This window comes from Novosphingobium sediminicola, assembly GCF_014196525.1.
GTDB classification, from domain to species: Bacteria; Pseudomonadota; Alphaproteobacteria; order Sphingomonadales; family Sphingomonadaceae; genus Novosphingobium; species Novosphingobium sediminicola.
In genome coordinates this window covers 154,052-165,465 of sequence record NZ_JACIDX010000003.1, presented here as the reverse complement: position 1 = coordinate 165,465, position 11,414 = coordinate 154,052, and the positions used below count along the sequence as shown (strand labels likewise).

10 protein-coding genes and 1 riboswitch are annotated in these 11,414 nt (G+C 64.8%); of the genes, 3 read left to right on the top strand and 7 right to left on the bottom strand.

Annotated features, from left to right (window positions below; genetic code table 11):
* Nucleotides 1-87: 87 nt before the first annotated feature.
* Nucleotides 88-277, bottom strand: a riboswitch (cobalamin riboswitch).
* A gap of 75 nt (nucleotides 278-352) precedes the next feature.
* From GGR38_RS04945 to GGR38_RS04935, 3 genes are read right to left on the bottom strand one after another with little or no spacing between them, the layout of a single operon-like run.
* Complete coding sequence (locus tag GGR38_RS04945; protein ID WP_183623295.1) at nucleotides 353-1,885, bottom strand: DHA2 family efflux MFS transporter permease subunit; 1,533 nt, start codon at nucleotides 1,883-1,885, stop codon at nucleotides 353-355.
* Nucleotides 1,882-3,060, bottom strand: coding sequence for an HlyD family secretion protein (locus tag GGR38_RS04940; protein WP_183623294.1), 1,179 nt, complete (start codon nucleotides 3,058-3,060; stop codon nucleotides 1,882-1,884). Before GGR38_RS04940 ends, GGR38_RS04945 begins: the two co-directional genes overlap by 4 nt.
* Before the next feature lie 12 nt (nucleotides 3,061-3,072).
* Nucleotides 3,073-4,506, bottom strand: a complete 1,434-nt coding sequence (locus GGR38_RS04935) for an efflux transporter outer membrane subunit (RefSeq protein WP_183623293.1) — start codon at nucleotides 4,504-4,506, stop codon at nucleotides 3,073-3,075.
* Nucleotides 4,507-4,605: 99 nt separating this feature from the next.
* On the opposite strand from GGR38_RS04935, the gene GGR38_RS04930 reads away from it, so the two are divergent.
* Both GGR38_RS04930 and GGR38_RS04925 read left to right on the top strand, forming a co-directional pair.
* A complete protein-coding gene (locus GGR38_RS04930; protein WP_183623292.1) occupies nucleotides 4,606-5,199 on the top strand; it encodes a TetR/AcrR family transcriptional regulator in 594 nt (197 codons plus the stop codon).
* 81 nt (nucleotides 5,200-5,280) lie between these two features.
* The gene (locus tag GGR38_RS04925; RefSeq protein WP_183623291.1) at nucleotides 5,281-6,444 is read left to right on the top strand and encodes an MFS transporter; all 1,164 of its coding nucleotides are present in this window, start codon (nucleotides 5,281-5,283) and stop codon (nucleotides 6,442-6,444) included.
* On the opposite strand, the gene madM is transcribed toward GGR38_RS04925, so the two are convergent.
* The 3 genes from madM to GGR38_RS04910 are packed head-to-tail and all read right to left on the bottom strand — an operon-like array spanning nucleotide 6,428 to nucleotide 8,246.
* Entirely contained in the window at nucleotides 6,428-7,189 is a 762-nt protein-coding gene (gene madM, locus GGR38_RS04920; RefSeq protein ID WP_183623289.1) for a malonate transporter subunit MadM, read from the bottom strand. The genes GGR38_RS04925 and madM overlap by 17 nt on opposite strands.
* The gene (madL, locus tag GGR38_RS04915) at nucleotides 7,182-7,547 is read right to left on the bottom strand and encodes a malonate transporter subunit MadL (RefSeq protein ID WP_183623288.1); all 366 of its coding nucleotides are present in this window, start codon (nucleotides 7,545-7,547) and stop codon (nucleotides 7,182-7,184) included. The genes madM and madL overlap by 8 nt, the downstream gene beginning before the upstream one ends.
* Nucleotides 7,548-7,589: 42 nt before the next feature.
* On the bottom strand, nucleotides 7,590-8,246 hold the full coding sequence (locus tag GGR38_RS04910; protein ID WP_183623286.1) for a GntR family transcriptional regulator: 657 nt from the start codon (nucleotides 8,244-8,246) through the stop codon (nucleotides 7,590-7,592).
* A gap of 139 nt (nucleotides 8,247-8,385) precedes the next feature.
* Here GGR38_RS04910 and GGR38_RS04905 point away from each other — a divergent pair, with 139 nt between their 5' ends.
* A complete protein-coding gene (locus tag GGR38_RS04905; RefSeq protein WP_183623284.1) occupies nucleotides 8,386-9,903 on the top strand; it encodes a malonate--CoA ligase in 1,518 nt (505 codons plus the stop codon).
* On the opposite strand, the gene GGR38_RS04900 is transcribed toward GGR38_RS04905, so the two are convergent.
* Nucleotides 9,879-11,267 carry a malonyl-CoA decarboxylase gene (locus GGR38_RS04900; RefSeq protein WP_183623282.1) on the bottom strand — a complete coding sequence of 463 codons (1,389 nt, stop codon included), beginning with the start codon at nucleotides 11,265-11,267 and terminating at the stop codon, nucleotides 9,879-9,881. The two genes, GGR38_RS04905 and GGR38_RS04900, sit on opposite strands and share 25 nt — an antisense overlap.
* Nucleotides 11,268-11,414 lie beyond the last annotated feature (147 nt).

Sequence of the window (11,414 nt, the reverse complement as noted above, 5' to 3'; positions counted from 1 at the left end):
CAAGCATCCCGCCCGAAAGCCCATCCGGCAGAGCCACAATGTCGCTGTCGAGGAAAACCCCGTCCGCGCCGCACACCCTGTCGGAGCGAAAAACGACGGCGTCAGGCAGGTCTCCTGGCTCGCGGGTCCATGCCGGTTCGGCCGCCTTCTCAAGGGGTTACCCCCTCAATGGCATCGGGCCGATGGCTATCCGCTCACAGTTGCAGGGGCAGCCCGGGTCTTGAACCCGTGTTCCCTTTTGATCCCCTCGCGGGGAACCTGTCGCTTGGGGCCGTGGGTATCGGGCGCGGGGGCAAAGGTCAAGCCAAGGTCAAATTGAAAAGGGGCCGGAAATCTCCGACCCCTTTTGGCATCAGTGCGCGGCGGCCGTGTCAATCGGCCCCTTGGGCTTTGGCACCAGCCAGACGATCATGGCGGCGGCCACAAAGCAGACCGCAATAATCGCGAATATATGCACCGTTGCCACCATCACGCTCTGCCCCTGAACCAATTGGGTCAGCGAGGCGATGGCGCCTTCGTTGCTTTGTCCGCCATCGACCATACCGTCGATGGTGGCCTGCCCCTGCGGCATGGCCCCGGCAATCGCGCTCTGCGCGCGGGTGGCCTCGTTTTCCCAACCCGTCTGCACCAGCGAGGTGGCAAAGGCCCCCGCGACGGTGCGCATGAAATTGGACACGCCCGCTGCATTGGCTTCCTCGCCCGGATCGACGCTGGCCATGGCAAGGCCGATGGTGGGGATGAAGAACATCACCATGAAAGGCCCGGTCATCAAGGTGGGCAAAGCCGCCTGCCAGAAGGTGACATCGCTGTTGAAGGTCGTGCGCCATGCGGCAAGCCCGGCCAGCCCCATGATGCCGGTGAAGATGATCTTGCGCGGGTCCATCTTGGCCGCCAATTGGCCGACGATGGGCGCGGACAGGACGGCGAACACCCCCATGACGCCTGTGGCATAGCCCGCCCAGGTGGCGGTATAGCCAAGGTTCTGCTGCAACCACAAAGGCAGGATCACGACCGTGGCGAAGAAGGCGCCAAAACCCACCGAATAGGTCAGCGCCGAGGCCGTAAAGCCGCGATGGCGAAAGATGCGCAGATCGACAATCGGGTTCTTTTCGGTCAGTTCCCAGATCATGAAGCAGGCAAAGCCGATTGCGGCAATCACCGCCAGCGCCTGAATTTCGAACGAGGCGAACCAGTCATGGTTGCGGCCTTCGTCCAGCAGGATCTGAAGCGCACCGACCCACACGATCAGCAGACCAAGGCCGACCATGTCGATAGGTGCCTTGACGATGTCATCGCGCCGCCCGCGCAGCAGCGCCATCAGCAAAAGACCACCACCCGCCGCAATCGGCGCGCCGATAAAGAAGATCGAGGGCCAGCCGACATTATCGCACAGCGTCCCGCCCAGCACCGGCCCGACAATCGGCCCGATCAGCGTGGTCATCGCCCAGATCACCGTGCCCAGCACCTGCTTTTCAGGCGGCAAGAGACGCAGCATCAAAGTCTGCGCCAGAGGCATGATCGGCCCCCCGCACAGGCCCAGTGCCACGCGGCAGGCCACCAGCATGCCCAGCGAGGTGGACATGCCGCAAAGCGCCGATAGCACCGCAAAGGCCAGATAGCAGGTGAGAAACACCCGCATCGCGCCAAACCGGGCCGAAAGCCAGCCGGTCAACGGCACCGTGATCGCCTCGGCCACGGCATAGGATGTGATCACCCAGCTGCCCTGAGACGAGGAAACGCCCAGCGACCCGGCGATGGTGGGCACCGAGACATTAGCGATGGTGGTGTCGAGCACCACCAGAAAATTGCCCAGCGCAATGGCCAGCACCACCAGCCATAATTGCGCCCCCTCCAAGGGCCGGTCAGGAGAGGTGGCGGCGATCATTTCGAAACGTCGATGTCAGCCGTCATCGACAGGCCGACGCGCAAGGGATGCGCGGCCAGTTCCTTGGGATCGAGCGCCACGCGCACGGGCAGGCGCTGAACCACCTTGATCCAGTTGCCCGTGGCGTTCTGGGCCGGGATCACGGCAAAGGCCGCGCCCGTACCGCCCGAAAAGCCCACGACCTTGCCATGATAGGTGACCGAGGAGCCGTAGAGATCGCTCTTGAGCGTCACGCTCTGTCCGGCATGGACCTTGGAAAGCTGGACTTCCTTGTAATTGGCATCGACATAGGCCGCATTGACCGGCACCACCGACATCAGGCCCTTGCCCGGCTCGGCGCGCTGGCCCACCTGAACCGAGCGGCGCGCGACAATGCCGTCAAAGGGCGCGCGGATGATCGTGCGTTCCAGATCGACCTTGGCCTGATCGCGCGTGGCGCGAGCGGCAAGGACTTCGGGGTTGGTTTCGGGCGTGGTGTTTTCGATCAGCACGCGGTTGGCCTCGCGCGTGCCATTGGCGGCCTGGCGGTTGGCCCCGGCCAGCGACACGGCGGCCTCGGCGGCGCGCAGATTGGCGGTCGCGGTGGCCAAAGCGCTGCGCGCCACGGTCAGTTCCTCACCCGAAACCGAGCCGGATGCGGCCAGAGCCTCGCGGCGCTTCATATCCACGCTGGCCTTTTCCAGATCGGCGCGGGCGGCGGTCAGGCTGGCGGCGGCGCGGGCTTCATCGGCGGCGCGCGCGGCAATCTGGGCGCCCAGGCCAAGGTCGGTGGCCGACAGCCCCTTCACCCGCCGTTCGGTCAGCGCCAGATTGGCCTCGGCCTTGGCCAGAGCGATACGCGCATCGGTGTCGTCCAGACGCACCAGCACATCGCCCTTTTTCACCGCCTGCGTGTCCGACACCAGCACTTCGCGCACGGGGGCTGTCACCTGCGTGGTGATCTGCGCCACATCGGCGCCGACATAGGCATTGTCGGTTTCGACATGGTTCGACGCGATCAGCACGTCATAGGCGGCGTAAGCCACCGCAATCGCGGCAATGCCAAGGCCCAGCCGGGTGAACATCTGTTTGCGCTTGCCCGTATTGGCGGCGTCATTCTGAGCGTCGATGGTTTCCACTTCGGGCTCCACATCATGTTCGTGAATACGGGCGACAGTCGAGTGAGGAGAGGACATGGGGGGAACTCCTTAAGCCTGAAAGCCGCCGCCCAGCGCGCGCACCAGCGCGACATCCAGGGCGAAAGCACGTGTTTTGAGGGCAGCCGTGGCACGGCGCGCGGCAATCAGTGAATCTTCGGCCACCAGCACATCGAGCACCGTGGCCAATCCGCCGCGATAGCGGTTGTTGGCGACATCCCACGCCGATTGGGCGGCGGCCTGCGCGGCCTGCGCGCTGGAAAGGCGGCGGGTCAGTTCCTGACGGCTGGTGGCGGCATCGGCAATTTCCTGAAGCGCATGGACCAGCGTGCCGTCATATTGCGCGACGGCCACCGCATAATCGGCCTGCGCCCCGCGCTTGCGCGCCACCAGACGCCCGCCGTCAAAGATCGGCAAGGTGACGGCCGGGCCGACCGAGCCATATTCCGAACCGGATTTGACCAGATTGGACAGGCCCAAAGATTGCAGGCCGATCAGCGCCGACAGGTTGATATTGGGATAGAAAGCGGCGCGGGCAACCTTGATGCGTTCCCCGGCGGCCTCGGCACGGGCGCGCGCGGCGACCATATCGGGACGGCGGCCCAGCAATTGCGCCGGAATATTCTCGGGCAATCCGGGGCTGGCCAGATGGGACACGGCGGGGCGCGCAATCGACAGGCCGCGATCCGGCCCTGCCCCGATCAGCGCGGCAAGCCGGTGGCGGCCCAGCGCGATCTGTTCGTCAATCGCAGCCAGATCACCCTGCGCGCTGGCCAGATTGGCGCGGGCGCGGGCCACGGCGCCTTCATTCTCCAGCCCCTGATCGCGGCGCTGTTCGATCAGTGAAAGCGTCTGCGCGCGGATCTTGGCGGCCTCTTGCGCGGCATCCTGTTCGGCATAGGTCGCGGCCAGATCGGCATAGGCGGTGGCGATGCCGGTCGAAACCGCCAGACGGGCGGCGGCGGCCTCGGCCTCGGCGGCCGAGCGATCGGCCTTGGCGGCGCGCAGGGCGGCGCGGTTCTTGCCCCAGAAGTCGATTTCCCAGTTCAGGTTGAGCGAGGCCTGACCGGTCTCGCGCCATCCCTTGGGGGCAAAGGCGGCGGGGAAGAGGTAGTTGTAGCTCTGCTTGGCCAAGCCGCCATCGGCATTGCCCGACAGGCGCGGCATGAGCGCGCCGCGCGCATCGCCAACCGTAGCGGCGGCGGCGGCATAGCGCGCCTGCGCCACGCGCAGGTCGGTCGCGCCCTCCATCCCTTCGGCAATCAGCGCCGAGAGCTGCTCGTCCCCATAGGCCCGCCACCAGCCATCGACCGGCCATTGTCCCTGGGTATCGGACAGGCTCTGGCTGGCGGCGAACGTTTGGGGGGCCTTGGGCGCCGGGGATGGGAGGGGGTTGGCGCCCAAGGCAGGCGTGGCCAGCAGGCTGCCCGCCAAAAGGGTCAGGGCTGCTGTGGGGTGCCACGCCGGGGGGAGGAAGCGACTCATTTGCTCACCTTTAAAACCATACTGAACGGTTCAGTTATCGATTTTGCTTGCTTCGTCAAGAGAAAACTGTACAGGCCAGTTTAGAAAAGAGAGGGACATATGCGGCAGAAATCTGATTCCCGCCGCCAATGCATTCTGGAAGCGGCCACAAGCCTGTTTCGCGAAGTCGGCTTCGGACGGGTCAGCATGGCCCAGATCTCGGCGCGTGTTGGTGGTTCAAAAGCTACTCTTTACAGCTATTTCCAGTCCAAGGAGGAGCTGTTCGCCACCGCCATGATCGAAGCCATGGAGGAACAGGGTCAGGCCATGATCGACCTGCTGGACCCCAGCGAACCCGATGTTCGCAAGGTCTTGCAGCGCTTTGGCGAGACCTATGTGAACTTCATCGCGCTGCCTCAGCATCTGTGCTGTGTGCGCACAGCGATTGCCGAGGGCGGGACCAATAACGGTCTCGGCGCCACGCTCTACCGCCTTGGTCCCAAGCGCGGATGGGAAGAAATCGCAGGTTATATTGCCGCGGTGATGGAGCGGGGCAACCTGCCCAAAGGGGACGCGAAGATGGCCGCGATGCATTTCAAGGGCATGCTGGAATCGGGCGCGCTCTATCCGATGCTCTATGGCGCAGAGCCCGAACTGGACACCAAGACCATGGTGACGGGCGCGGTGGATGCTTTCCTGCGCGCCTATGGCTAGCGGTGTCATTTGGGCGATGATTATCGCTCGGTTTCGTGTACCGTCCGGTTAAGCCCGACAGGCTCAACCGGAACGGAGATTATGACCACAGATTCCCCAGCGCGCAGCATCTTCCTCTGCGCGGGATGCACAGGCCTTGCCTATTTCGCGGTGGGCCTGCCTTTGGCGGTGCTGCCGGGATGGGCGCTGAAACTGGGCTTTGGCCCGGTGGTGGCCGGTTTTCTCATTTCCGCGCAATATGTCGCCACGGTGCTCAGCCGCATCGTGGTCGGCCCGATGATCGACCGTTCGGGGCCGCGCCGGGCCATCGTGCTGGGCTTTGTCTGCTGCCTTGGCGCAGGGATCACGACCGTTGCCGCGCTGTGGATCACCGCACCGATGGCGGCCATGGCGGTGATGATGGCATCACGCATTCTGCTGGGTTTCAGCGAAAGTCTGGTCAGCACCAGCGCGATGGCATGGGGCATCATGCAGCTGGGCGCGCATCAATCGGCGCGGATGATCTCGTGGAACGGGATCGCCACCTATGCCGCGATTGCGGGCGGCGCCCCGGCGGGCGTGTGGATTTTCGGGCTGGGCGGAGTGATGGCGCTGGGCGTGGCGCTGCTGCTGCTGGGCGCGGCGGGGCTGGCTTTCGTCTGGCCTCAACCGGCGGCCCGCGTGCCGAGCGCCCAGCGCTGGCCGATGCGCACGGTGTTTGGCGCCGTGCTGCCCTTTGGCGCGGCGCTGGCCATGGCGACCGTCGGCTTTGGGGTGATAACCTCTTTCGTCACGCTTTATTTCAACGCCTTTGGCTGGGCCGATGCGTGGATGGCGCTGACCGCTTTTGGCTGCGCCTTCATCGTCTCGCGCCTGTTGTTCGTGCGCAGCGTGGCGCGCCATGGGGGCCTGCCGGTCTCGGCGGTGTTCATCGCGGTGGAACTGGCGGGTCTGGCCATCATGGCCGCCGCGCCCAGCGCGCATCTGGCGATTGCCGGGGCGGCGGTAACCGGCTTTGGCTTTGCGATGGTGTTTCCGGCGCTGGGCGTGCTGGTGATCGAGCGCGTACCCGAACAGAGCCGGGGCACGGCGCTCAGCACCTTCGCGCTGTTCATCGATGTGGCGCTGTGCCTGACCGGGCCGCTGGCGGGCGCACTGGCCCAACATGCGACCTATGCCGCGCCTTTTGGCGGCGCGGCAATAGGCGCTGGGCTGGCGTTGGGGATGGTGGCGCTTTTGATGCTGCGGCCTAAACCACAGCCTTGACGATCAGGAACAGCACCGAGGGCGCAAGCAGGCAGCCCAGCCCGGTGTGGAACGTCGCCGTCAGCGCGCCATAGGGCACCAGTTTCTCGTCAGTGGCGGCAAGGCCCCCTGCCACGCCGCTGACCGTTCCGGCAAGACCGCCGAAGATCATCGCGCTGCGCGGATTGTTCAGGCCCATGAAGCGCGCAGCCATCGGCGTGGTGGCCATCACCAGCACGGCCTTGAGCACACCCGTGGCGATGGAGAGCGCCATCACCGGCGAGGATGCGCCCAGCGCCGCCCCCGTCACCGGCCCGACGATATAGGTGACCGCCCCCGCGCCCAAAGTGGCAAGCGAGACGGCATCGCGATAGCCGAAACTCCACGCGATGCCCGCGCCCACGGCAAAGGGCACCACCGTGCCCAGCAGCAGTGCAAAGGCGCCCAGCAGGCCCGCCTTGCGCGCCTCGATGGGATCCACCTCAAAGGCGGTGGCGACAATGGCAAAGTCGCGCAGCATCGCCCCGCCCATCAGCAACAGTCCGGCAAAGGCGGGCACATCGGCCAGCCCCTTCTTGCCCCCGGTGATGATACCGCCATACCAGGCCAGCGCCAGCGCAGCCATGATCGCAATCGCGCTGGCATGGATGCGACCGGCAAACAGCAGGCGCGAGAGCATCGCACTGATCCACATCAGCGCGCCGACCGCCGCAAAGGCGAGCACCAGCGACTGATCGGCGATGACCTTATGGGCGATCTCAATCATGATGGGTTCCTGCGGTTCGGCTGAGCAGCGCGACAAGGCCAAAGCAGATCGCCACGACAACCACGCCGGTCAGCACCGCCATCGGCCCGCCTTCCAGCGCCGCCAGCACATTTTGCTGCGCCGCCATGGCCACGACGATGGGAATATACATGAAGGCCCAGAACTCGACCCCCAGCTTCAGCCCCGGCGTCAGCCGCCCCGTCCGCGCCAGCCACAGCCGCGCCGCGATCAGCAGCATCATCGCAATGCCCACCCCGCCGACATTGGCCTTTACATGCAGCGCCATGCCCAAAGCCTCGCCCAGCGCCACGCCGATCAGCGTGCAGAGCGCGAGCAGCGCAGTTCCATAGATTGCCATTACATCCCTCTCCTGCGCCCGTATTTTTCAGCGCCGCTATTCTCAGCGTCCCGCAGTAAATCTTTCCAGCGCCAGCGAGGCGTTGAACATATGCGAGCGCATACAGCGCGCCGCCTCCTCGCCATCGCCGCGCATGATCGCGGCCAGCAATTCGCCATGCTCGGCCCGCGATTTGGCCGGGCGGCCGCCCCCGCGCAATTGCGTGCGCCGAAAGGCCGCCATCCGGTCGCGCAGGCCCAGCGCCTGTTCGGCGATGAAGGCATTGTGGGTGCCTTCATAGATCGTCTGGTGGAAATCCCAGTTCATCCGGTCATAGGCGTCAATATCGCCCGCCGCGACCATCGCCTCGGAATCCTCGTGAAGCTGGGCCAGACGGCTGCGCTCGACCGGGTTCATGCGATAGGTGGCCAGACGCACGCACATGGCCTCGATCTCGGCGCTCATTTCGAACATGTCGATGATGCGCTGGGTGCTGACGCCCGAGACGACCGCGCCGCGCCGAGGCCGCATTTCGACCAGGCCCACGGCGGACAATTGCCGGATCGCCTCTCGCACCGGCGTGCGCGAGGCGCCGAAGCGGTCGCCGATCTGCTGCTCGTCCAGCGCGCTGCCCGGCGCCAGTTGCCCGGTGGTGATCTCATCGGCCAGCGCGATGCGGATGCGTTCGGAGAGCAGCAGATTGGGCGCTTCCTCAGACATGATCCACCCCGTTTGCCATCGCGCCGCGTGTATGCGATAATTTTCTCATTCCCACTTCTTGCATACACTAGAACCGCAATCAACCATGTTGTATGGGCGTGCGTTCACGGATTCCCAAAATCGGTTCAAGGGACACATCATGGCGCAAGACCTCTTCTCGATCTTCCTCAACCGCAGCATCGCCGCGCCCGATGCGCCCTTTCTGATCCTGCCCGATGGCGGCGCGATCACCTATGCCCAAGCCGTCGCGCGCAGCGGGCAGATGGCCAATCTGTTCCGCGCCTCCGGCGTCAAGCCCGGCGACCGTATCGCGGTTCAGGTGGAAAAAAGCGCCGATGCGCTGCTGACCTATCTGGCCTCCTTGCGGATCGGGGCGGTCTATCTGCCGCTCAACACCGCCTATACCGCTGCCGAGGTTCGCTTCTTCCTCTCGGACGCCACGCCCGCCCTGTTCATCCATCGCCCCGAGGATGAGGCCGCGATGGCCGCGCTTTGCGCCGATCTGGGCATTGCCGCGCGCTTGACGCTGGGCACCCCGGGCGAAGGCAGCCTGCCCGTCGGCGCCGATGCGCAGAGCGCGCAAGCCGATATCCACCCCGTCACGATGGATGATCTTGCCGCGATCCTCTACACCTCGGGCACCACGGGCCGGTCAAAGGGCGCAATGCTGACGCAGGGCAATCTGGCCTCCAATTCGGCCACGCTTAAGGATTACTGGCGCTTTTCCGAGGGCGATGTCCTGCTCCACGCCCTGCCGATTTTCCACACGCACGGCCTGTTTGTCGCCACCAACATCACCATCACGGCAGGCAGCGCGATCATCCTGCTGCCCAAATTTGATGTGCGCGAATTGATCCGCCTGATGCCGCGCGCCACTGTGCTGATGGGCGTGCCCACCTTCTATTCGCGCCTGTTGGGCGAGGCGGATTTCACCCGCGAACTGGTGGCCCATATGCGCCTGTTCGTGTCAGGCTCGGCCCCGCTTTCGGCCGAAACGCATAAGGAATTTTCCGCGCGCACAGGCCATGCCATCCTCGAACGCTATGGCATGACCGAAACCAATATGAACACCTCGAACCCCTATGAGGGCGACCGGGTTCCGGGCAGCGTGGGCTTCCCCCTGCCCGGCGTCGAATTGCGCATCGCCCATCCGGAAACCGGCGAGAGCCTGCCCCAGGGCGAGGTCGGCGTGATCGAGGTGCGCGGGCCCAACGTGTTCAAGGGCTATTGGCAATTGCCCGAAAAGACCGCCGAGGAATTGCGCGAAAACGGCTTTTTCATCACCGGCGATCTGGGGGTGATCGATGATCGCGGCTATGTCTCGATCGTGGGCCGGGCCAAGGATCTCATCATCTGCGGCGGCTTCAACGTTTATCCCGCCGAAGTCGAGGCGCTGATCGACGCCATTCCCGGCATCGCCGAGAGCGCCGTCATCGGTATCCCGCATCGGGATATGGGCGAGGGCGTGGTGGCCGTGGTGCAGGCGCGCGATGCCGCGCTGGACGAGGCCGCCGTGCTGGGTGCCATCGCGGGCGATCTGGCGCGGTTCAAGCAACCGCGCCGGGTGATCTTCCTGCCCGAACTGCCGCGCAACACGATGGGCAAGATCCAGAAGAAGGCCCTGCGCGAAACCTACGCTGACCTTTTCGCGAAATAAGCCTCACCCGCCGCGCGCCATAATTTGCGCGGCGGGGCCAGCAACCCGTTGATCGCCGCGCTGGCATTGACGACACGGTGGCGGGCATAGGCATTGTGGTTGCTCTCCACCGTTTTCAGATCATACAGATAATTGACCATCAGCGCGTGGGATTGCGCCATCCCCCGCGCGCTGGTGTCGGCCATCCAGCACAGGCGCTCGACCCTTGCGCCATTGCCGACATGAAAGCGCGCAACGGAATCGAGCAGGCGCCCTTCCCCATCGCGTTCGCCCACCAGATAGCGTGCGCCCAGCCGCATCAAAGCGGCGCGGCGCGGATCATGGGCATGCCATTCATGCATCGGGCCATGTTCGAGCGCAGCCTGCGCGGCCTCATCGCCATCGCCCGCCGCCTTTTTCAGCCAGCGCGCAAAGCCGGGTATGGGCGAAAGCGTGACATAGGTTTCAAGGCCGGGATATTCCGCGCCCAGATCCTCAACCACCTGTTTGATCAGGAACTGACCAAAAGAAATGCCCGCAAGGCCCGCCTGACAATTGGAGATCGAATAGAAAACCGCCACCTTGGCCTGCGCCGGGTCCAGCTCGTCGCGCCCCTGCGCCAGCAGTGACTGGATCGAGGAGGGCACCTCGGCGCACAAAGCCACCTCGACAAAGATCAACGGCTCATCGCCCAGCGCGGGATGGAAGAAGCCATAGCAGCGCCGGTCCGAAGGCAGCAGGCGCGCGCGCAATTCGTCCCATGTGGCGATGGAATGCACCGCCTCGTATCGGATGATACGTTCGAGCAGATCAGCGGGGCTGGACCAGTCGATCCGCCGCATGACCAGAAAGCCCCGGTTGAACCATGAGCGCAGCAGATGGGACAGATCCTGATCCAGCACGCGCAAACCGGGATCATCGCGCAGGAAGCGCAACAGATCGGCGCGCATATTGACCAGCGCCCCGGTGGCCATCGGCGCCTGATTGAGGCGACGCAGCACTTCCTGACGCGGGGCTTCGGCCACGCGCGAAATGGCGGCCATGCACAAAGGCGACGGGTCGGCATCATAGGCGGCCATCGCGCCCCGGATCGCCTCGGCATCCGGCGCAAAACCCTGCGCCAGCGCGCTCAGGAAACGGTGCTTGTCCTCATCCGCCAGCGCGCCATAGGCAGCCAGGATATCGCCCGCCAGATGGACGCCCGAGGACTGGCTGCGTTCATCGAGCAGCGCCTGACATTGCGCAATCAGCGCTTCGGGGTCGGATGGTGCGGCCGGGGGCCGCCCCGTGGCCTGCGCGAGTTTGCGCAGGCGGCGAAACAGCGTTTCGAGCAGATCCTTCGCGGGGCGATTACGATCATGGCCAGATGGGGCATGGGCTGTCATGGACGGACCTTTGGCAAGAGTCGCATTGAGTGTGCGCAATGTATCGCAATTTGCCAAAGCGTATACATGAAAAAGACAAAGCGAATTTTACGTATATCGCAGCAAACCGCCCGGACATGAAAAGAGGCGCCCATCCCTAACGGATGA